The following is a 21,654-nucleotide window of genomic DNA, read 5'->3' as shown; positions in this document are numbered from 1 at the left end:
CTTGCTCCCGCTGACTGCGCAGCAGTCCCGGCTTTTTTGGGGGCGCTGCGCACCCCAGCGCAAGCAAGCTTGCTCGCCACAACAGGCGCGCTCCTACAGGAGGCCTCTCATTATCATGGAGCTCCTTGCATGAGCGACTTCAACACCCTCGAACTGATCACCGACCTCCGTGGTTTTGCCACGTTGTGGCTCAGCCGTGAAGCCAAGAACAACGCGTTCAACGCCGAGATGATCCGCGAACTGATCCTGGCCCTTGACCGCGTACAAGGCGACCCGTCCCTGCGCTTTCTGGTGCTGCGCGGGCGCGGCAAGCACTTCAGTGCCGGCGCCGACCTGGCCTGGATGCAACAGTCGGCCGAGCTGGACTACCACACCAACTTGGACGACGCCCGGGAACTGGCGGAGCTGATGTACAACCTGTCCAAGCTGAAAATCCCCACGCTGGCGGTGGTGCAAGGCGCGGCCTACGGGGGCGCGCTGGGCCTGATCAGTTGCTGTGACATGGCCATCGGCGCCGACGACGCGCAGTTCTGCCTGTCGGAAGTGCGTATCGGCCTGGCGCCGGCGGTGATCAGCCCGTTCGTGGTGCAGGCCATCGGCGAACGCGCTGCCCGTCGTTATGCACTCACAGCCGAGCGGTTCGGCGGCCAGCGCGCACGGGAGATCGGCTTGCTGGCGGAAAGTTATCCGGCCCAGAGCCTGGATCAACAGGTCGATCAGTGGGTCACCAACCTGTTGCAAAACAGCCCGGCGGCCATGCGTGCCAGTAAGGATTTGCTGCGCGAAGTGGGCAACGGTGCCCTCACCCCCGCCTTGCGACGCTATTGCGAAAATGCCATCGCGCGTATTCGGGTGAGCGCCGAGGGCCAGGAAGGTTTGCGCGCGTTTCTGCAAAAACGTGCGCCAAGTTGGCAAACCCAGGAGCCGCGTTCATGAGCACGCTCACCACCGTTCTGGTAGCCAACCGTGGCGAGATCGCCTGCCGGGTCATGCGCACCGCCAAGGCCATGGGATTGACCACCGTGGCTGTGCACAGCGCCATCGACCGCGATGCCCGCCATAGCCGTGAAGCCGATATCCGCGTCGACCTGGGCGGCAGCAAAGCCACCGACAGTTACCTGCAAATCGACAAGCTGATTGCCGCCGCCCACGCCAGCGGCGCCCAGGCGATTCACCCCGGCTACGGCTTCCTCTCGGAGAATGCCGGCTTCGCCCGAGCCATCGAGGCGGCAGGCTTGATCTTCCTCGGCCCGCCCGCCTCGGCCATCGACGCCATGGGCAGTAAATCCGCGGCCAAGGCCCTGATGGAGACGGCTGGCGTACCGCTGGTGCCGGGTTATCACGGTGAGGCCCAAGACTTGGAGACCTTTCGCGCCGCTTGTGAACGTATCGGCTACCCGGTGCTGCTCAAGGCCACGGCGGGTGGCGGTGGCAAGGGTATGAAGGTGGTTGAGGACGTCAGCCAACTGGCCGAAGTCCTGGCTTCCGCCCAGCGTGAAGCGCTGTCGTCTTTCGGCAACGGGCAGATGCTGGTGGAGAAATACCTGCTCAAGCCGCGGCATGTCGAGATCCAGGTGTTTGCCGACCAGCAGGGTCATTGCTTGTACCTCAATGAGCGGGACTGCTCGATCCAGCGCCGCCATCAAAAAGTTGTCGAAGAAGCACCGGCGCCGGGCCTGAGTGTTGAGCAACGCCGGGCCATGGGCGAAGCAGCCGTGCGCGCTGCCCAGGCCATCGGGTATGTGGGCGCAGGTACGGTGGAGTTTTTGCTGGATGCCCGTGGCGAGTTTTTCTTTATGGAGATGAACACGCGGTTGCAAGTGGAGCATCCGGTGACCGAAGCGATTACCGGCCTCGACCTGGTGGCCTGGCAGATCCGGGTTGCCCAGGGCGAGGCGCTGCCGATCACGCAAGAGCAGGTCGCGTTGAACGGTCATGCGATTGAAGTGCGGCTGTATGCCGAAGACCCGGCCAATGACTTCCTGCCCGCTACCGGGCACTTGGCGCTGTACCGCGAGTCCAGCCCGGGCCCTGGGCGCCGCGTGGACAGTGGCGTCGAGCAAGGGGACAGCGTGTCGCCCTTCTACGACCCGATGCTCGGCAAGTTGATCGCCTGGGGCGAAGACCGCGAACAGGCGCGCCTGCGCTTATTGAGCATGCTGGATGAGTTTGCCGTCGGCGGGCTCAAAACCAACCTGGGCTTTTTGCGGCGCATCATCGGGCACCCTGCGTTTGCCGCGGCCGAGTTGGACACCGGGTTTATCCCGCGCTATCAGGATGAGCTGTTGCCGACGCCGGGGGCCTTGAGCGATGAGTTCTGGCAGGCGGCGGGCTTGGCGTTTATGCAGAGCTTGCCGGTGGGTGACGGGCCTTGGGCAAGTCACCAGGGCTTTCGCGCGGGCCTGCCTGCCGAAGTGTCGCTGCACCTGAGTTGCAATGGGCAGGATCGGCTGGTGACGCTGGCGGGGCACACCGCACAGTTATGCGGCGAACAGTTGCTGACTGAACATCAGGGCGTGCGCCGTGCTCATCTGGCGGTGCGCAGTGAAGGCAGCCTGTACCTGCGCTGGGACGGCGAGATGCATGCCGTCAGCCTGTTCGACCCGATTGCGGCGGTCGAGGCCAGTCAATCTCATCAGGGCGGCCTCACCGCACCGATGAACGGCAGCATCGTGCGAGTGCTCGTAGAGGTGGGCCAAACCGTTGAAGCCGGCGCTCAGCTGGTGGTGCTCGAAGCCATGAAGATGGAGCACAGTATCCGTGCGCCCCACGCCGGGGTGGTCAAGGCGCTGTTCTGCCAGGAAGGTGAAATGGTGGCCGAAGGCAGCGCGCTGGTGGAGCTTGAATCGGCCGGCTAGAACCTCGCCGTGGCTTGCACCACCACACCCAGGAGGCGGCAGCCGTCGGTGAGCAGCACCTTGGGGTAAGTAGGGTTGAGCGGCACCAGGTAGTGCTGGCCGCTTTCTTCCTGCAATTGGCGAAAGGTGGCCTGGGGGTTGCCAGCCCATTGGGCCAGCACCAATTTACCGGGCTCGGGCGCGATCGCCGGGTCAACCAGGATCATCATGCCAGCCGCAATGCTCATGCCCGTGGGGGCGGTCATGGCGTCTCCCGTCACCGGCAGCCAGAATGCCTCGCCTCGGGCGCGGTAATCGGTCAATTCGTAGCGCTCGGTGCTATAAGGCGCACGCTCTTCACGCAGCTCGCAGGCCTGCTTCCAGTCGCTGACCGGGTAGCGGAAATACGGGTTGTAGTGCGCTTCCCGTTCAGGCACTTGCGCGGCCCGTTCACGAATCTCCAGCGCCACCTCCAAATACCCCAACCCCAGTTCGGCCAGCACGCGGTTCATGTCCGCCAGGCTCGGCACGCGGCGTTTGTTGAGCCAATGGCCGATGCCGCCCTGGGACATGCCCAGGCGCTGCGCCAATTCATCCTGCGTGACCTTGCGGTCTTTCATGTTGGCTTTAACCAACGCTATCCAGTTATCCATGGCGCATCACAATACGGCGCTTATTTTTCCGGGCAATAAACAGTTTGTAGTAATCCTTAAAACGACAGGAATACGATACGTACTATCATCAAGCCCAAGGATTTCGACACCCACCGGAGTACTGCCGCTTATGACGACCCGCACGCACCCAACGCCCGAAACACCCGAACTGACTGAAGTAAACGACATGTGCAACAGTGGCGCGGCCCAGCGCGCACTGGACTACTACTTGAAAGAAAATCGGTCGACGCCGAATTCGGACGGGACCATGTTCGCGATCAAACCCGAAGTCAGCCAGGAGGAAGCCCTGATACATGCCTCGGACCTGTTGCGCAGTGCAGCGGCTACCGCCTACGAGTCGGCGTGCAGCCATCAGGGCAACCAGCGCGACCTGGCATTTTCGTTGGTGTATTTGATCGATATGGCGAAGGCGATGGTGGAGCGGTCGTTGCAAGCGCCAAGAGCGGCGGCAAACGCGTAGCAGGCATGAAAGAAAAATATTTCTATCCCACGGATAAAAACATTTGACTTGCAAATGATAATGATTATTATTGGACTCAGCTGGTCGCGAGATCAGTCGATAGACCAAGAGACCTTAGGTCGGACTCTTGGAATATCTCCTCATCAGGCTAATCACGGTTTTTGACCCGGCTCTTTGGCCGGGTCTTTTTTTTGCCAGTTTCCCTGGCGTGGCTTCAGGCTAATGAAGACTGTGTGTTGCTTGATGGCACGCATGGTAGCAAAAGACTATCGCCCAAAGAAAGTCGCCCGAGTGCTCTAGCGCGTATCTCTGCGAATTAGCGCTTGAGAATCAATCTCATAGACTCTAAGCTGCGGCGGCGTCACGGATGACGCCCCCTCCCCCTGCAACAATTTTTGCATCCAGGTTTTACCGAACGCCTGTGTAAGATAGCCGCCACATCACTCATATTCAGGCAACCAGACTATGACCGTGGCCTTGACCTCCATCAAGATCAGCACCGACTTCGACAGCGGCAACATCCAGGTTCTGGATGCCAGCGACGCTTATCAGTTGTTGCTGGCAATTAAACCCGACACCCGCAGCGATCACTACCAATGGTTCCACTTCAAGGCCGAAGGCATGCACGTGGGGCACACCCATACCTTTCGCCTGAGCAACGCGGGGCGCTCGTCCTACAAACATGCCTGGAGCGGCTACAACGCCGTGGCATCCTACGACCATATCAACTGGTTCCGGGTACCGACGCGCTTTGATGGCGAGATCCTGCACATCACCCTCCAGACCCGGCAAAAGCACGTCTGGTTTGCCTATTTCGAACCCTACAGCCGTGAACGCCATGATTGGCTGATCGAGCAAGCCCTGAAGTACGCCGGGGTCACCCTGCTGGCCACCGGCAAGAGCGCGGAAGGCCGCGATATCCAACTGCTGCGCCGAGGCAAAGGGATCGAAGGCCGGCGCAAGGTGTGGATCATCGCCCAGCAGCACCCCGGCGAACACATGGCCGAGTGGTTTATGGAGGGCGTGATTGAGCGCCTGCAAAAAGACGGCGACGACGAACTGAAAAAACTGCTGGCCGTCGCCGATCTGTACCTGGTTCCGAACATGAACCCGGACGGTGCCTTCCATGGCCACCTGCGCACCAATGCCATGGGCCAGGACCTCAACCGCGCCTGGCAAAGCGCCAGCCAGGAACTCAGCCCCGAAGTCCTGTTCGTCCAGCAACAGATGGAAAAATACGGCGTGGATATGTTCCTCGACATCCACGGCGATGAAGAAATCCCCTACGTGTTCACCGCCGGCTGCGAAGGCAACCCCGGCTACACGCCGCGCATCGAAGCCCTGGAAAAACACTTCCGCAGCCATTTGAGCCACCTGACCCGAGACTTCCAGACCACCCACGGCTACACCCGCGACCTGCCCGGCCAAGCCAACATGACCCTGGCCTGCAACGCGGTAGGAGAAAAATACGACTGCCTGTCCCTGACCCTGGAAATGCCCTTCAAGGACAACGACGACGCGCCCAACCTGCGAACTGGCTGGTCAGGCGATCGTTCGAAACAGTTGGGCAAGGACGTGTTGAGCAGCGTCGCAGATATCGTCGGGCGTTTGCGCTAACGCCCTGTGACAAGCTCTTTGTGGCGAGCGGTCAATCCTTGCTGCCGGTCATGCTTTGCAAGACACCATCGCGGCGGATCAAACCGTGGAACAACGCGGCCGCCAGATGCACCAGCACGGTGAGAAACAGCAGATAGGCCAAATAGCCGTGAGCCTTGCGCAGCAACGCGAACAACGGCGCATTCGCCCCCACCAGCGCGGGCAATTGCAGGTTACTGCTGAGCATCACCGGGTCACCGGCCGCTGAAATCATCGCCCAGCCCAGCAGCGGCAACACCAGCATCAAGGCGTACAACAGCACATGGGAAGCCTTGGCTGCGAGCCTTTGCCACACCGGCAAATCCGCTGGCAACGGCGGCTGGCGCGTGGAAAAACGTACCGCCAGGCGCACGATCACCAGTGCCAGAATCGCAATGCCCAGCGGCTTGTGCAGGTGGATCAGCCACTCATGGCGCTCCGACACCGACGCCGCCAAACCCGCGCCGATAAACAGCATGGCGATGATCATCAGCGCCATCAGCCAGTGCAGCACGCGCGCCAGGGGCGCAAAGAACCGTGGTTGAGCATTCATGGCTTCGACTCCTGAGGGGCGCTGTGCAAGGGGCTGACTTCACCGGCCCGGCGCAGGTACGAGCTGGCATAGGCGGCCGAACGGGCGGCCAGCAAAGGGTCATTGGAGGCTTGGATACCACTGGGCAGAATCAGCGGGTCAAAGTTGATATCGCGGCAATCGCCGTCTGCCTGGGGCTGGCTGCTTTGCAGCACAAGGGTGCCAGCGTTGAGCACCTTGTGTGCGCCGCTCCAGGTCTTGCTCGCATCGTCCAGCGGGTCGCCGGGGTTGGCCAGGGTCATGTTCAACTGCCAACGCAACGGCCCGACAGCCAGACGTCGCACCAAATCCTGCTCCAGGAAGTCACTGCCCGCAGGTGCGGTATCACCCGCCGCGTCCTGGCTCTGGGGCACCACCTCCCAACGCACGGCCTGGCGCTTGCCATCGGCAGCCACCAGGTAAAACGCGTTGATGCCGTTATAGGTTTCAGTCGCGTAACTGGCCGATGGCTTGGCGGTTTTGACCCAGGCCAGGAACGGCGCGGTCTCGGGGTGTGCGGCAAAAAACGCCGGCATGCTCGACGGGTTCGGCTTGCCGGTGGCCGGGTCTGGCGCGCCGGCCTTGAGCAACTGGTAGAACGCCTCGGGCGTGCCCACCGGGAACACCGGCATGCTGTTCATCCCCGTACGCCATTGCTGGCCGTTGGCCTGGCTGAACTGCACGGCGAAACTGCGAATCGGCACACTGCTGTCCGGCGCGTAGGGGTTGCCGCTGGGCAAGGCAAAGCGGCCGATGATCGGGGTCTTGGCCTCGCTGAACACCTGGGCACTGGAATAGGCACGGGCCTCGGTACTGCTCTGGAAATAACCCGCCACGCATACGCCCTTGGCATGGTTACGGCGAAAGCCCGGATGCACGCCGTTATTGGTTTCCAGGGCATTGACCAAGGTCTTTGGCCGCAGACGTTGTGGGTCGAGCGTGCCATTGACGTAGGCAAATGCCCCTACCACCACCGCCACTACGCCCCCAATACACGCCAGCCTGACCAGCAGGCTGGCGGTACTAAGAGGCGGACGCGGCGGTAAAGAGTGATCAACCATAAAAAACTCCAGGGCCAGTGGCCGCAGGGGAAAAGTGTTATGAGACGAATCTCACGTAGGCTTATTCCCCGTTCACTGTAGTTTTTTTGTACTAGACGCGCTGGTAGATCCACTCCGTTCTATCGCTGGTTAAACAATGGCTGTCGTTTGCGAAGAAACGCCTGCATGCCTTCTTGCTGATCAGGCGTGGCGAACAGGCCATGAAACAACCTACGCTCCTGACGCACACCTTCGTGCAAGCCGACCTCCAGGGATTGTTCCACCGCCTGTCGTGCTGCGCGGGTGGCCGTTCGAGAAAAGGACGCAATTTGTGCCGCCACTGCCAGTACTTCATCCAGTAAGTTCGCGGCCGGGTAAACGCGAGACACCAACCCTGCCTGCTCGGCTTCCTGGGCGGTCATTGGCCGCCCCGTCAATACCAGGTCCATCGTCTTGGCCTTGCCAATCAACCCTGTCAAACGTTGGGTCGCCCCCATCCCCGGAATAACCCCCAGCTTGATTTCTGGTTGGGCAAAAGTGGCGGTATCAGCGGCGAAAATCATGTCGCACATCATCGCCAGTTCGCAGCCGCCGCCATACGCATAGCCTGTCACTGCGGCAATCGTGGGGGTGCGCAAACGGGTGAAACCTTCCCAGCCGGCGAAGTAGTCTTCGTTGAGCATGTCCAGATAGGATTTGCCGCTCATTTCTTTGATATCGGCCCCTGCCGCAAAAAACTCGCGGGTTCCCGTAATCACAACACACCCGACCCCAAGGTCTTGGTCCACTGCAGCCAAATGGCCGATCAGTTCCTTCATCATCGCCGAACTCAGCGCATTCTTGGCTTCAGGGCGGTTGAGCTTGATCAGGACCACGCGGTCATGACGTTCCATTAAAACATTCATCGGCATCTCCAACGATTTGATTGATATCGCTCTCACTTCAGGCTGTCTCAGGAATCCCAGATGGCACCCTGGGCGGGTATCCCGCGCGCTTCCAACTCTTGCACCACGCGTTGAGTCAACGCCTGGTTGGCAATACAAATCACCGCTTCGGCGCCGCAGGCTTGCACCGCGCCATAGGCCAACTGCACCAGGTCGGGCTTACCGCGCTCATCGGTGTCCCAGATCACTGCATGTGGCTGGGCCCGCAGAATCTCCTCCACCAGTTCATCGCCGTAGGTCTTCCTCGGGCTACGCGTGGACCAGATCAATTGAATAGGGACCTTAGCTGCGAGCAAATGCGGCATGACAGGCCCAATCCCGCTGCCTGTGGCGATGTACACCACAGACCTGAACAGGGTTTCTACATTGGCAACACCGGCGGTGGTAATGCCCTTGACCCATACATAACGGGGCAAGTCCTCGATAAACTCCCCGGCCCAATCGCCTGCGCGGGAAATGATCAGGCGAAAACCCGCCTCGCCTGGCGCGCAAATATTGGCAAAGGAGTGCCATTCCAACAGCGGGCTACGGCTGATTGCGCTGGATGAACCGGCGAATGGTGAGGTGTGGCTCAAGCGTGTAATCACGGCATGTGTGGAAGGCCGCGTGTGTTCAACGGCAACCTTGCGCAGCCGCAACCAGGGCAGCAGGATGCTCAGGGTCAGCAGGACCAGCATCCAGAACGAAAGGCTGTGCAACAGGTTCGATGTGGTCGATAACGTTTGCCACCAGAACAATAGCAACGCGCTCCAACCGGCAAACCGATGAACCCGTTCAAACCCGTTGTGAAAGCGGCTTCGGATACGTGGTTGAGCCATAACCACCATGAACAGCAACACGCTGAGCAGCAAAACGCTGATCCCCAACGAGCCTGCCGAAATACTGTCCGGTTGCCGCAGATAATGCGTGACCTGCACACCGACCAGGCCCGCAAACCATCCCGTGGCCGCCAAGGCTGCGCCGCTGTGCAGCCCGCCGAAGTGATACACCTTGGCTGCGCTTCGCCGCACACCGAGCGGCCATGTACGCGGTATCCGCGTCGCCAGCCAAAACAGGCCATTGATCAGGTATTGCTGGCGAATCAGGATGGCGATCGACAGGTTAATCAGCACCATGTCCGACAGCGTCTGCACTGCAATGGCTTGCAGGTCCACAGCCAACAGCACAAAAACAGCGTTGCCAATCAAAACCCCTGAAGCCAGGCGGTTGTAATAAGAAAACATCGGCAGTGAAGCCCAGCGTCGCCAAAGCGCTGGCTTGGGCGGCACAACAGTACGGGTCAGCGCATCAATCATGACCAGGCCCCTGGGTCAAAACCGCTTGCGCCGCCACCTGCGACTCCCGGGCCACTTGCAGTAACAGTGCCTTGTCGATCTTGCCCCTGGCGGTCAGGGGAAAATCCTCCACCGAGTAGATGGACTGCGGCACGCAGTAGTAGGCCAGGCGCTGTTGACATGCCAACCGGCAAGCCTCTATGTCAGCGTTGGCTGGGGAGACAAAGGCCACCAACGTACGATTGTCCAGCTTCAACGTGACCGCGCGCATGCAGTTCTCACCGGCCTCCAAAGCTGCCGACACCGCGTCCAGCTCTACGCGGAAACCGCGAACCTTCACCTGGTCATCCACGCGACCTAAATGTTCGAGTCGGCCGTCAGCTACCCAGCGCCCAAGGTCTCGCGTACGGAACATCACCGCATCGCCACCGCGAAAGGGATCCGGGCGGTACCGGTCCAAGGTCAATGCCTTGTTGTTCAGATAGCCCGCCGTTACCCCCGTTCCACCGGCCCACATCTCGCCCATCTCGCCTATTGCGCAGGCACGCCCCTGGTAATCGAGCACATAGACGGTGTTATTCGGTGTTGGCCTGCCGATAGTCAATGGTGTTCCTGGTACGTGCAGGTGCAACGTGTTCACGATGGTGGTTTCGGTGGGCCCGCACCCGTTGTAGAACGTACAGTGTTCGGCCCAACGGTCTGCAAGCGCCTGGGAGCAGGCCTCTCCGGCCACCGCAATGTACTTGAGGTCGGGACATTGCAAAGGGTCAAGGGTAGCCAGTATCGATGGCGTTGCGATCAACACGTTGCACTGGGCCGCTGTCTGCGCGATATCTTTGCCGCGAATCAGCAAGGTCGCGCCATGCGCCAGGCAACCGAGTATTTCCCAGGCAGCCATATCAAAGCCGATATTGAGAATCTGCCCAACAGTGCGACCCGGCGCCATTCCCATCTGCCCAGGTTGGGTCAACAGAATGTTGCACACGTTACGGTGGCTGACACACACGCCGTTGGGACGCCCAGTGGTTCCGGAAGTAAACAGCACAAAGCACAGGCCATCGGGACTGACCTCGGCGGACACGCCATCATTGTTCTCAGCCACCCAAGGGGTTTGCGCAATGAACGTGTCCAGACACAGGCAGCGGGAGGCCGCGTCTGCCGGAATGTGCTCCAACAGGCTCGACAAGGTCAGAATGACCGGACTGGACAACGACTCCAGAACCATACCCAACTGCAGGGTAGGCACGATTCTGGCGTCCTGGGGGACATACGCGGCACCAACCTTCAACACCGCCAGAAGCCCTACCAGCATGGGGATCGAACGTTCGACGAACAACCCCACCGTGTCACCCGGCTTCACACCCTTTGCAAGCAGGTGCACAGCCAAACGGTTGGCTTGTCGGTTGAGCTGTTCATAGCTGATACGTTGGCCCGCGCACACGGCCGCTGTGGCGTGGGGCGCCGACTTCGCTTGTGCCTCGATGGCGTGGTGTACGTTGGCGTAGGCGGCCAGCGCTGAAGGCCCGCATCCCCATTGCTCAAATAGAACTCGCTGCGCGGCAGGCAAATGAGCCAGCGAGGCGTTGGAAAAAAACTGTTTAACGCTCGGCGAATACGTCATGAGCACCCTCTCACTATTGGCCTGCCGGCTGAATACCGACAGATACAAGGGTGGATAGAGGGCTGCGCACGAGATTACAGACTCTCAAGCTATGCAGAAGCTTCCCACTCATACCCGGGGAAGTTTCTTTGCACAGTGCATGGAATAAGCTACACAGATCGACGTCTACCTCAACACAAGTGAGTAGACTCATCCCATGCATGAACTCGACGAACAGTTACGTGAACTCATCCCCAGGTTGCGGCGTTTTGCCGTGTCCCTGACGCGCAACAGCAGTAGCGCCGATGACCTGGTGCAATCGACCCTGGAGCGCGCCATCGTCGCCTGGGCCGATAAACGTCTGGAGGGCGATTTGCGCGCCTGGCTGTTTTCGATCCTCTACCGGCAGTTCCTCGACGCCCACCGCCGCAACCGCCGCTATGCGCGCATGCTCGAATTCTTCATCGGCCGCGATGACGTGCAACCTTCGGTGGAACGCACGGTGCTGGCCCAATCCACCCTGCAAGCCTTCGACCAACTGAACACCGAACAGCGCGCCCTGCTGCTGTGGGTGTCTGTCGAAGGCTTGAGCTACAAGGAAGTGGCCGAGATCCTCAAGGTGCCCATCGGCACCGTGATGTCACGCCTGTCTCGCGCACGCCAAGCGCTGCGTCAACTCAGCGATGGCGAAGTGACCGGCCCTGCCCTGCGGAGACTCAAATGATCAGCCTGCCCCCCAGCGAACGCGATTTACATGCCTACGTCGATCACCAATTGCCGGACACTGATCGCCGTGTGCTTGAAACCTGGCTGGCCAGCCACCCCGAAGTGGCGGCCCAGGTACAGGCCTGGCAACAGGATGCACAGTTGCTGCGTGCGTCGTTGAGCGGCGCCCTGCAACAACCGCACAACCCGGCATTGGACCCGGCCCTGATTCGCCAGCGCATCAAGAAACAGTCCCGTCGGCACCTGGCCACAGCGGCGTTGCTGCTGATCGCCGTGAGCCTCGGCGGGTTTGGCGGTTGGCACGCCCGCGAAGCCACCCAGCCCCCGCTGCTGCCGATGACCGACGCCATGCAGGCCTACCGCCTGTTTGCCCAGGACGGCATCATGCCCGCCGACTACAACGCCCAGGACCGCGGCACCATGCAGGCCTGGCTCGACCGTTATTTCAACCAGGCCCATCGCCTGCCCGACCTGAGCCAAGCCGGTTTCAAGCCGGTCAGCGGGCGCCTGCTCACCACCGACCAAGGCGCGGCGGCCATGGTGCTGTACCAGGACGCGCAAGGTCGGCGCATCAGCTTCTACATCCGCCCGCCGGGCCCGAACAACGGTTTCCTGCCCCGCGGCAGCCGCAGTGCCGATGGCTTGCAGGCCGACTACTGGTCGGGCGGCGGCTACAACTATGCGATGGTCAGCCCGGTGGACCAGGCCACCGCGCTGCAGACGCGGTTCTAGAAACCGACGTCCAGCACCACATTATCCAGATAGGTGCCAGCTGGCGGCGTGGGCTGGTCCGTGTAGACCTTGGCGTTGTAGTTGTACACCTGGCTACCGACGCCCAAGCCGTTGCCAGGGTTGACCTCGGCCGTGGAACTGGCCCGCCGCGCCGCGCCGACACTGCCCCAGCGCGTGGTGCCGGCGCTTTGGAAAATGTCATAGGCCAGGTAATTGCCGCCGGAAACCATACGCCGCCGGCCGCCGACGCTCACCGGGTTCTGGCCATCGCTCAAGCCCACGGTATAGGCGCTGCCCTTGGTGCAAGCGATGTTGATGGTCTGCCCGGTCACCGCAGTAAACCCGCTGACCACCGGCGCGCTGCCAAAGCTGATATTCGGGGCAGTGATCTGGCAGTCGTTGGTCACGGTCATGCTGACGGTCAGGGACGCCGTGCCACTGCCGGTGTCACGTCCCAGGCAAATGCCGCCAAGGCCGATCCCCGAGCAATAATTCCACTGCCAGGCGATGCTCAATGTCTCGGTGTACACCCCAGCGGCGACGTTGCTGCCGGTGATGCTGCTCAGGTACAACGGCACGGTTTTCGCGCCGGGCCCTGCGATCAGGCCAATGCTCTGGGCGATGCCGCCAGCGCCGCCAAAATCGAATTGGCTGCCACGGGTGATGGGATAGCTGGTGCTGTTGTTGCCATAAATCGTGTAGCTGATCACATCACCGGTCGGCCCGACCATGCCACTTTGCGACGAGGTGATCGTGGCGTAAAAGTGGTCGGTGGACACCAGCAGCGATATCAACGCCGAGGTGCAACTCAACCCTGAATTGGTTGTGGAGCTGGTTTGCGCGGCGGTGCGCAGCGTCATCGAACTGATCGAACCAAAACTGGCCGGCACGGTGGACGCCACCGAACACGCCGCCATGGCCTGCCCGCAAAACAACAACCCTACGCCACATAACCCTACGCTGCCCCTCATCTGAACACTCCCTGTTCAAGCCCTCATTGGCAGACTAATGGCCCGATCAAGGGCACGTCCTGTTGCTGCGCATCAATATCGAATGTCGCCTGGCAGCTGCGGCCTTCACCCAGGGTGACCTGCAAGGTGTTGTGGGCGCTGAGGTTTTCCAGATACACCAGGCCATCCCAGCCGACCACCGCTTGGGTGTTGCTTTGCTCGTGCACTACCAGGCTGCCCAGCGGCAACTCCTGATGCTGGCGATCCACCAGGGTGATGCTTGCGGCGAGCACCCGGCGCAGGGGGAACTCCAGCAGGTAACCGCTGCCCCTGCGTACCGACACGCGCTGCTCCACATTGGGGCTTTGCACATTCGCCGGCAGGTTCAAGGGGTCGATCTCATATTTACCGCGGTAATACGCACTGCTCCACGGCACCAGTAAATGGCCATTGCGGTCGGTCTGGCCCACCAGCTGGTTTTCGTAGCGCACCGGAATCCCGGCAAAACCCTGGGTGCTCACTACCACAAAGGCGTCATTGATGCGGTTGGCGGCAAAGGTTTCACCGCCCATCCACACCAGCGAGCCGCTGGCATCGGCCCAGCGCGTCAGGGCCTCGCTGCTGCCGTACACGCCGGCCTGCAACTGCACCGACTGCAAACGCCAGGTCAGGTCGGCCTGGCGATAGCTGGGGGCATCGCCCTGGGCATAGCCGAGGTTGTAGCCCACCCCGCCTTCGCTGGGCACCGCGCGGCTGTAGTTGATGCGCTGGCGACTGGCGCCGTCCTTGCTGCGCTCGGCGCTCAAGGCCAGGCTGCCGTTGAGGTCGAACGGGATGACCAGTTGCGCCTGCATGGCCCAGTTGCTGTCGCCGATTTCGCGGTTGGCCGACAGATAGAAACTGGTGTTGCGCCACAGCGGCTTGCTCCAGCTCAGGTTGAGCAGGCGCGTGCGCGAGTCGTCTGCCGCCTGCACGTCGAAATAACCCAGGCCCAGGCTGCCGAAACGCTGGAGGTTAAGGCTCAGGGTCACCTGCTCGCTGCGCTTGCTGAGGCTGGCGTAAGGGGTGTCGACCAGGGTCAGGTCGGCATATTCGTCGCGACGTTCCACCCGTTGGTACATAAAGCTGTAGCGCGTGCTGTTGTACTGGTAACCGAGGCTCAGTTGCTGGCCGGTGCGGCTGTCGAACTGGCTCTGGCTGAGGGCGGTATTGAGCACACCGAAGTTGCCTAGGCGCAGGTTGCCGCCGAGCCCGCCGAGGGTCAGGTCGCTGGAGGCTTCGGCGTGGCTTTCCAGGGTCAGGTGATCGGAATAGCCATAGCGGAACGTGCCACTGGCCACGCCCGGCCCGTAGCCGAAATCCCGCAGGGTGTAGTCACGGCGCAAGGTACCGGCGGCCAGCGAAAAATCCGTCAAGCCTTGTTGCAGCAAGGTGCTGGTGACGTAGAACGGTACGGTGGTCGACACTTGGCGGCCCAGGGCATCGGTGGTGACCACCACGGCCTCGCCGGCACCGTTGATGAACGGGATGTTGGTCAGGGTGTAGGGGCCGGGTTGCAGTCGCGCGCTGTCGGATTTGTAGCCGTTGATAAACAGGTCCACCGACGAGGGCACCGCCGCCTCACCGGCAAACTGCGGCAAGGGGTACGTGACCAGGTCGGGGCGCACGGCAAAATCCCGGGACAGTTGCACCCCGCCCAGGCGCACCGAACTGCTCCAAGGCAGCGCGCCGCTGATCACGTCGCCAGCCTCGTAGGTCAGCAGGCGTTCATCATCGGAAAAACGCCAAGTGGTGTCGTAACGTCGGTAACCATTGTTGAGGGTGCCGCCGCTGATGCCATCGGACAGGGTCTGGCGCAGTTGCCCGGTGTTGGACAAGGTGCCCCAGGTGTCGAACAGCCGCACTTCGTTCCAGGCCGCGAGGTAACTGCCGCCGTCGTCGGTGTCATTGAAATACACGTCATAGTTGAGCAAGGCGCCGAAGCTGCTCATGGCCTGGGTACGCGGATAGGTATTGCGGTTGCCGATGAACTGTTCCTGCAGCCAGGAGGGCGGCACATCCAGCAGCAGGCGCTGGCCGTTGCTGTCGTAGTCGCTGTGCAGGCCCGGTACTTGGTCCAGGGCCACACTGCCGACGGGCTCACCCGGCAGTTTCATGCCCACGTCCTGCAACGCGCTGGCCGGCACAAACAGCTGGCCGGCGCGCTGCTCGACCGCGATGACGCGGCCGGTGTCCATCTGGTTGACCACCAGTTCCAGAAACAGCTGTGCATCGGCAACTGCCTCCATACTGCCGGGCGGCGGCGGCAAGTCGCCCGCCATCGCTGCGCCCCACAGCCCGCTTGCCACTGCCACCGACGGCCATAAAACCCGAGCCCAACCACGACTCACCATGGCGTTGTGTCCTTCAATGGACATCTCCATCCTGTTAAAACCCGGGCGCGTGCCCGTTGCGCTACATAACGGCTATCGCTTGGGCGCCAGACTCTCCAGTTGCGGCGCGCCGTTGACCCTGACCTGCAACGGCTGGTCGGCCGATACGGCATCCGGCACCGGCCAACGCATGCTCGCGCCAGGCAGCACATAGCCGAGCAAGCCGTCCACCAACGGCCGGGTCTGCCCGCCCTGTTTGAATGACGCATCGGTAAGCCGCGCATGCACGGCGCCCTGGTTGTGCACCTCGATGTAGTTGCGCCCTGCCACGTTGACCTTTTGCCAGCTCAACTGCGGCTTGCCCGCGCCCTTGGGGTCACGTTGGCGGGTGGCGTCGTCCTTGCTCCACAGGCCGGCGCCGTAGGCAAACAACGGCACCGAATAACGCATCTGAAAGCGAATCGCCGCCGCCGTGTTCTTGCCCTCCGGAGGCGTGGGCACCTGAAGCGCCGAAGGGATTTCATCAATGATGATGCGATAGGCCAGCTCCTGTCCCGGCGGCACTTCCCGGGTGCGGGTCAGGCGCACCAGTTGTTTCTGGCCGGGCTCGATTTTGGCCACGGGCGGGCTGCCGATCACATCGCGCTGGTTCTGGTACTGCTCGTCGAAACCGTTCTGGCTCCAGGCAAACACGCGGATCTGCAGGTTGGCGGTCTCGGTGCCACGGTTCTCCAGCCACAGCGCGCTGGCCTGTTGGTCAGCCTCCAGCACCGGGTCGATGGGCCAGATCAGCACCGAACTGGCCGCCTGTACGAACCCTGCCGAGCACAACGCCCCCAAGGCGAAACCCGTTGTCCATAACCGTCGCAGAGCACAACCCATAACACCCCTCCTTAAAACCGTTAGCCCTACCACGTCAGCTGCACCTGCAGCGTGTCGCTGTACGTCCCCCCAGGCTGATTGCCCGGTAAAACTACCCGCCCGTAAATCGGCAGGCTGATGTTGCTCGCATCGCTGTAGGCCACGCTGACGCTCTGGCTGATGCCCAGACTCTGGCTGAACGCCGCATCGCGAAACAATTGGTAAGCCACCCGCGCGCTGCCACTGTTGAGCTGCAAGTTGCGCCCGGTGCTGCTGTGCAGGCCACCATCCACGCTCATGCTCAGGGCCACGCCCGGCGTGCATTGCAGGGTAACGCCGCCAGTGAGAGCCGCTGTGACCGTGCTGGTGGCCAGGGCCGAATAGCTGCCGTAGGCCAAGGTGCCGTAGTTGGCGCCGCCGCCCACGACCAGACAGCCCGGCGTGATGGTCGCACTCACCTGGAAGCTCTGGTTGACCACTGCCGACAGCGGCAACGGCATCGCCAGGCCGATGGCGAGCAACACCCTGCGCCACATCGTTAGAACGTCAGTTCCACGGCCACGGTGTCGGTGTAGGTGCCCGCTGGCAGCCCCGCCTTGCCCACCGCCCGGCCGTAAAGGTTGACGGTCTGCGCGACGCCGGTACTGGTGGCGAGTGTCACCACGCCGTCAATCGCCAGAAGCGCGGAACGCCCGCTGTCAGTGTAGAAATCGTAGGGCACGAAGTTACCCACGCCATCGGCCAGCGCACGGGTGCCACCTGGGGAAGCGCCATCGTGGGCCCCGGCACGCACCTTGATCGTTGGCGCGGTGCCAGCCGAACACAGGATCGATAACGCCCCGCCGGTACCGGTGCCGCCGAGCAACTGGGCGTCGGCATTGGTAAACAGGCTGTTGGTGGTGCCGAAGTTCAAGCTACCGAAATTCAGCCCGGTGGCCGCTCCAGAGCCGTTGACCTGGCAACTGGCGATCAAGGTCAGGCTGGAACTGATCTGCCCGGTCACCGTGGTCGCCGCGTTCAGGCTGGACGCCAGCCCCAGGCCCAGCGCACAGAGGCCGATTCGCGATACAAGTACATGCATGATATCCATCCTCATGGTTTACCAATCCAGAGTCACCGTCAGGGTGTCTGTGTAGAGGCCGGCCGGTAGGGCCCTGGTATTCGCCACCACGGAGCCGAATACCGGGATCGGTACCTGGGTGCCCTGGGTCACGACGAAATTGCGTTGCTGGCCGATGCTGTAGGCACTGCGCCCCTGAGGGTCAGCCGACAGTCGATAGGGAATGGTCTGGCGGCCATTGCTCAGGCGCCGCGTGGTGCCGTCGCCGTTAGCGCCCCCGTCGATGGTTACCGTGAAACTGCTGACCACCGAGGGGTTGCAGGACACCGACAGCGGCGCCTTGTCGCCATCTGAAATCGCCGCGTCCAAGGTCTCGTTCCACGTCGGGCCCTGGCTGCCAAAGTCCAACAGCGCGGTGCCGCCTTCGGGCGTGACCGGCGCGGTTTCCACGCCCTTGCTCACTTCACAACTGGCAGTGATCACCAACCGCGCGTGGACCTGGCCGTTGACCACCGCCGCCTGCGCGTCATCCGCCAGCAACAGCAGGCCGCCCAGGGCCGTCACGGCCAGGTAGCGGCTTACCATGTGACCGTAACCTTGAGCAGGTCGGAATATCGGCCAACGGCGGGGATGTCTTTGAGCGGTTCGATGCGGCCATACAGCGGCAGGTCTACGGAGCCGGTATCCGGTACGCGGCCGCTGATCGGCACGTCCACCGGCAAGGGGATCAGCCGCGCGGCGTCGGCATAGATTCGATAGGGGATGGGCCGGCTGGAGGACACCGGATTGGCGAGATAACGCACTTCGCCGACGCCGCCATGCAGGCCGCCGTCAACGCGCACTTGATAAGGCGTGTCGGGGTTACATTCCAGGCGCGGCTGGCGTTGGCTGATCAGGGCCGCAATCAGCGGGCCGGCCGGGTCATCCAGACGTGGGCCGCTGCCGAAATCCAATACGCCAAGTTGCTCGATGCCCGCATTGCGGGTGGTGCCCACCAACTGGCAACCCCGCTGCACGTCGATGCGCACCTCCACCTGAAGTTGCGCAGCAAACACCGTGTTGCAGAGCATCGTGCCCATGACAGTCAATACCGCTGGTCCCTTCACTGCCCCAATTCCTTATACAGGGGTGACAACTGTGTATGAGGTTAGCCAGTTAACGCGAAAGTGCCAGTTTGCAAGGCTTGGGGCCCTTCACTATTGGTCAAATGGCATTGAGCGTCCTACAGTGAACGACCATCGCAATACAGAGTGATTATTCTTGGCCGTGCTTGCCCTGTTCCAGCGCCTGCTGGGTAAAAAAACCGACGCCTCGGACGCCTCGCCTATCCCGGCGTATTTTCAAAAAAAGGCCGTACAACAGGGCTATACCCTCAGTGATGGGCAAATCCGGGCGATTACCGCCCTGAATCGCGAAGCCCAACACCTGCTCAACGGCCAGGCCACGCGCAGCCTGTACCTGCACGGCCCGGTGGGGCGTGGCAAAAGCTGGCTGCTGGACGGATTTTTCCAGGCACTGCCCATCGCCGAGAAGCAGCGCGTGCATTTCCACACCTTCTTCGCCCGGCTGCACCAGGGCATGTTCCTGCACCGCGAGGATGACGATGCCCTGGGCGTCACTCTGGACGAGCTGCTGGCCAGCTGCCGAGTGCTGTGTTTCGACGAATTCCACGTGCACGATATCGGCGATGCGATGCTCATCAGCCGTTTGTTCAAGGCCCTGTTCCAGCGCGGCGTGCTGGTGCTGGTGACCTCCAACTACCCACCCGAAGGCTTGCTGCCCAACCCGCTGTACCACGAACGCTTCAAACCGGTGATCGAGCTGATCGCCGCGCGCATGGAGGTGCTGGAAGTCAGTGCGCCTCAGGACTTTCGCAGCCTGGCTCAGGCCCACGCGCAACAACGCTTCACGGGCGGCCAGTACGTCTGGCCAGGTACGGCTGGCCAGCGTGAAAGCCTGGGCCTGCCTGCCACAGATTGCCCGGCGCAAACCCTGAAGGTCGGCACTCGGCAGTTACAATGCCGAGGCCATCAGGCACGAACCATCGCGTTCACCTTCAACGACCTGTGCGAACAGCTCACAGCGGTCATGGACTACCTGTTGTTGTGCCAGGACTTCGACCACTGGATCATCGACGGCCTGCCGCAGCTGGCCGAATGCCCCATCGCCGTGCAACAGCGCTTTATCAACCTGGTGGACGTGCTCTACGACCAGGACAAGCAACTGACACTTATCGGTCACCAGCCCCTGGATAAATGCCTGGAAGGCCAGGCCATCGACCTCGCCCGCACCGCCAGCCGCCTGCGCCAATTGCACACGCCGTGCCCGCAAACCGCGCCCGAGCCGCTATCATGAGCGCCTTTTACGCCTCCTTCCGAGCACCGCGCCCTGCATGAATACCCTCGCCCAACTCAAGGCTGGCCAATTGGCCGGCGCTACACGCCTGGATTTGGCCTGCGGGCTGACCGAGTTCCCCCGGGAAATCTTCGAACTGGCCGACTCGCTGGAAATCCTCAACCTCACCGGCAACGCCCTGAGCAGCCTGCCTGACGACCTGCACCGCCTGACGCACCTGCGTGTGCTGTTCTGTTCGGACAACGCCTTTACCGAACTGCCGCAATGCCTGGGCCAGTGCGTCAAGCTGAGCATGATCGGCTTCAAGGCCAACCAGATCAGCCAGGTAGCCGCAGCTGCCCTGCCCCCGCAGTTGCGCTGGCTGATCCTCACCGATAACTGCATCAGCCAGTTGCCCGATGAACTGGGCCAACGCCCGTTGCTGCAAAAGTTGATGTTGGCCGGTAACCAGTTGACCGACCTGCCGCCAAGCCTGGCCCAGTGCCAAAACCTGGAGTTGACCCGCACCCCCTCCAACCGCCTCACCCACCTGCCGCAGTGGCTGCTGACCCTACCGAGCCTGACCTGGCTGGCCTACGCCGGCAACCCCGTGGAAATGGCCGTGCAGGTGAGCAGTGATGAGGCGACGCCGAACATCGCCTGGCAGGAACTGGAAATGGGCGAAGTCCTGGGCGAAGGCGCCTCGGGGATTATTCGCAAGGCGCTGTGGAAACCCCGTGCGGTGCCGGTCGCGGTCAAGCTGTACAAGGGCACCATCACCAGCGACGGTTCACCGCTGCATGAAATGCAAGCCTGCATCGCTGCCGGGCTGCATCCCAACCTGATCAAGGTTGAAGGACGCGTCGTCGGCCATCCCGATAACCAGGCCGCGCTGGTGATGGACCTGATCGACCCGAGTTACCGCAACCTCGCGGCCCTGCCGAGCCTGGCGTCGTGCACGCGGGATGTCTACGAACCCAGCACCCGTTTCAGCCTGGACGTGGCACTGCGCATGGCGCGGGGCATTGCTTCGGTGGCGGCGCACCTGCATCGGCACGGTATTACCCATGGTGACCTGTATGGTCACAATATTTTGTGGAACGCAGCGGGTGATTGCTTGCTGGGAGACTTTGGCGCGGCGTCATTCCATGCCACGGCGGACACGCTGGAAACCCGTGCGTTGCAGCGTATTGAAGTGCGGGCGTTCGGGGTGCTGCTGGGGGAGTTGTTGGAGCGGGTTGAGGCCAGTGACGAAAGCTTGCAGGCACTGCAACAACGCTGCTGCCAGCCGGATGTGCTGGCGCGACCGAGCTTCGAAGAGATCGAAGCCTTGCTGGAATCTCTGCTGCACCCCTGAACCAATGTGGGAGCGGGCTTGCTCGCGAATGCGGTGTGACAGTCAACAGATGTATTGGCCTGTTATACACATTCTGATGTTATTTAAAAAAAAAAAAAAACTAGGACAGTGACGTGTAGCTCAATAGCCAGGTGGTAACTCACCAGGACGCGCATGCTCAACGCTCGATGACACATGTGGTTCCGCGTGTGTAGGTTGCTCGTCTATTCAAGCGCTCGTGACGCTGA

Annotated in this window: 21 protein-coding genes; 8 read left to right on the top strand and 13 right to left on the bottom strand. The window is 61.8% G+C overall.

The features are described from left to right. Nucleotides 1-129 precede the first annotated feature (129 nt). Nucleotides 130-936 (top strand): gamma-carboxygeranoyl-CoA hydratase, encoded by an 807-nt coding sequence (locus tag CER19_RS01825; RefSeq protein ID WP_116665182.1) that lies wholly within the window; start codon nt 130-132, stop codon nt 934-936. Next, on the top strand, nt 933-2,858 hold the full coding sequence (locus CER19_RS01820) for an acetyl/propionyl/methylcrotonyl-CoA carboxylase subunit alpha (protein ID WP_116665181.1): 1,926 nt from the start codon (nt 933-935) through the stop codon (nt 2,856-2,858). The genes CER19_RS01825 and CER19_RS01820 overlap by 4 nt, the downstream gene beginning before the upstream one ends. On the opposite strand, the gene CER19_RS01815 is transcribed toward CER19_RS01820, so the two are convergent. Next, nucleotides 2,855-3,490, bottom strand: coding sequence for a LexA family transcriptional regulator (locus tag CER19_RS01815; RefSeq protein ID WP_116665180.1), 636 nt, complete (start codon nt 3,488-3,490; stop codon nt 2,855-2,857). The genes CER19_RS01820 and CER19_RS01815 overlap by 4 nt on opposite strands. A gap of 187 nt (nt 3,491-3,677) precedes the next feature. Between CER19_RS01815 and CER19_RS01810 the strand changes: the two genes are divergently transcribed. Then, nucleotides 3,678-3,971, top strand: coding sequence for a DUF6124 family protein (locus CER19_RS01810; RefSeq protein ID WP_116665179.1), 294 nt, complete (start codon nt 3,678-3,680; stop codon nt 3,969-3,971). A 465-nt stretch (nt 3,972-4,436) separates the two neighbouring features. After that, nucleotides 4,437-5,588: a M14-type cytosolic carboxypeptidase gene (locus CER19_RS01805; RefSeq protein ID WP_116665178.1), complete on the top strand. Its 1,152-nt coding sequence runs from the start codon at nt 4,437-4,439 to the stop codon at nt 5,586-5,588. A 31-nt stretch (nt 5,589-5,619) separates the two neighbouring features. Here the strand turns inward: CER19_RS01805 and CER19_RS01800 are convergent, their stop codons facing one another. The 5 genes from CER19_RS01800 to CER19_RS01780 form a co-directional block, all read right to left on the bottom strand. After that, nucleotides 5,620-6,159: a cytochrome b gene (locus CER19_RS01800; RefSeq protein WP_032896571.1), complete on the bottom strand. Its 540-nt coding sequence runs from the start codon at nt 6,157-6,159 to the stop codon at nt 5,620-5,622. Continuing rightward, on the bottom strand, nt 6,156-7,238 hold the full coding sequence (locus CER19_RS01795) for a catalase family peroxidase (RefSeq protein WP_116665177.1): 1,083 nt from the start codon (nt 7,236-7,238) through the stop codon (nt 6,156-6,158). Before CER19_RS01795 ends, CER19_RS01800 begins: the two co-directional genes overlap by 4 nt. A 119-nt stretch (nt 7,239-7,357) precedes the next feature. Continuing rightward, a complete protein-coding gene (locus tag CER19_RS01790) occupies nt 7,358-8,122 on the bottom strand; it encodes an enoyl-CoA hydratase-related protein (protein ID WP_032896566.1) in 765 nt (254 codons plus the stop codon). Between the two features lie 47 nt (nt 8,123-8,169). Continuing rightward, complete coding sequence (locus tag CER19_RS01785; RefSeq protein WP_116665176.1) at nt 8,170-9,456, bottom strand: hypothetical protein; 1,287 nt, start codon at nt 9,454-9,456, stop codon at nt 8,170-8,172. Beyond that, entirely contained in the window at nt 9,449-11,056 is a 1,608-nt protein-coding gene (locus tag CER19_RS01780; protein WP_116665175.1) for an amino acid adenylation domain-containing protein, read from the bottom strand. Before CER19_RS01780 ends, CER19_RS01785 begins: the two co-directional genes overlap by 8 nt. 196 nt (nt 11,057-11,252) lie before the next feature. On the opposite strand from CER19_RS01780, the gene CER19_RS01775 reads away from it, so the two are divergent. Both CER19_RS01775 and CER19_RS01770 read left to right on the top strand, forming a co-directional pair. Further along, nucleotides 11,253-11,759 (top strand): sigma-70 family RNA polymerase sigma factor, encoded by a 507-nt coding sequence (locus CER19_RS01775; protein WP_116665174.1) that lies wholly within the window; start codon nt 11,253-11,255, stop codon nt 11,757-11,759. Then, nucleotides 11,756-12,493 carry an anti-sigma factor gene (locus CER19_RS01770; RefSeq protein ID WP_116665173.1) on the top strand — a complete coding sequence of 246 codons (738 nt, stop codon included), beginning with the start codon at nt 11,756-11,758 and terminating at the stop codon, nt 12,491-12,493. Before CER19_RS01775 ends, CER19_RS01770 begins: the two co-directional genes overlap by 4 nt. On the opposite strand, the gene CER19_RS01765 is transcribed toward CER19_RS01770, so the two are convergent. The 7 genes from CER19_RS01765 to CER19_RS01735 all read right to left on the bottom strand — a co-directional run bounded on the left by CER19_RS01765 (nt 12,490) and on the right by CER19_RS01735 (nt 18,806). After that, nucleotides 12,490-13,464: a spore coat U domain-containing protein gene (locus CER19_RS01765; RefSeq protein ID WP_178088092.1), complete on the bottom strand. Its 975-nt coding sequence runs from the start codon at nt 13,462-13,464 to the stop codon at nt 12,490-12,492. The two genes, CER19_RS01770 and CER19_RS01765, sit on opposite strands and share 4 nt — an antisense overlap. A gap of 23 nt (nt 13,465-13,487) precedes the next feature. Beyond that, a complete protein-coding gene (locus tag CER19_RS01760; RefSeq protein WP_116665300.1) occupies nt 13,488-15,836 on the bottom strand; it encodes a fimbria/pilus outer membrane usher protein in 2,349 nt (782 codons plus the stop codon). Nucleotides 15,837-15,908: 72 nt separating this feature from the next. Further along, nucleotides 15,909-16,697 carry a molecular chaperone gene (locus CER19_RS01755; RefSeq protein WP_116665171.1) on the bottom strand — a complete coding sequence of 263 codons (789 nt, stop codon included), beginning with the start codon at nt 16,695-16,697 and terminating at the stop codon, nt 15,909-15,911. A gap of 26 nt (nt 16,698-16,723) precedes the next feature. After that, on the bottom strand, nt 16,724-17,212 hold the full coding sequence (locus CER19_RS01750) for a spore coat U domain-containing protein (RefSeq protein WP_116665170.1): 489 nt from the start codon (nt 17,210-17,212) through the stop codon (nt 16,724-16,726). Nucleotides 17,213-17,214: 2 nt separating this feature from the next. Next, a complete protein-coding gene (locus CER19_RS01745; RefSeq protein ID WP_003192220.1) occupies nt 17,215-17,757 on the bottom strand; it encodes a spore coat protein U domain-containing protein in 543 nt (180 codons plus the stop codon). A gap of 18 nt (nt 17,758-17,775) precedes the next feature. After that, complete coding sequence (locus tag CER19_RS01740) at nt 17,776-18,321, bottom strand: spore coat protein U domain-containing protein (protein ID WP_116665169.1); 546 nt, start codon at nt 18,319-18,321, stop codon at nt 17,776-17,778. Next, nucleotides 18,315-18,806, bottom strand: a complete 492-nt coding sequence (locus CER19_RS01735) for a spore coat U domain-containing protein (RefSeq protein WP_116665299.1) — start codon at nt 18,804-18,806, stop codon at nt 18,315-18,317. Before CER19_RS01735 ends, CER19_RS01740 begins: the two co-directional genes overlap by 7 nt. A gap of 190 nt (nt 18,807-18,996) precedes the next feature. On the opposite strand from CER19_RS01735, the gene zapE reads away from it, so the two are divergent. Both zapE and CER19_RS01725 read left to right on the top strand, forming a co-directional pair. Then, a complete protein-coding gene (zapE, locus tag CER19_RS01730; protein ID WP_116665168.1) occupies nt 18,997-20,091 on the top strand; it encodes a cell division protein ZapE in 1,095 nt (364 codons plus the stop codon). A gap of 37 nt (nt 20,092-20,128) precedes the next feature. Continuing rightward, the gene (locus CER19_RS01725; RefSeq protein WP_116665167.1) at nt 20,129-21,427 is read left to right on the top strand and encodes a protein kinase; all 1,299 of its coding nucleotides are present in this window, start codon (nt 20,129-20,131) and stop codon (nt 21,425-21,427) included. Nucleotides 21,428-21,654: the final 227 nt, after the last annotated feature.

This window comes from Pseudomonas sp. GL93 (assembly GCF_003408955.1).
GTDB classification, from domain to species: Bacteria; Pseudomonadota; Gammaproteobacteria; order Pseudomonadales; family Pseudomonadaceae; genus Aquipseudomonas; species Aquipseudomonas paracarnis.
The sequence above is the reverse complement of the archived record's forward strand: the minus strand, read 5'-3'. Positions and strand labels throughout refer to the sequence as shown.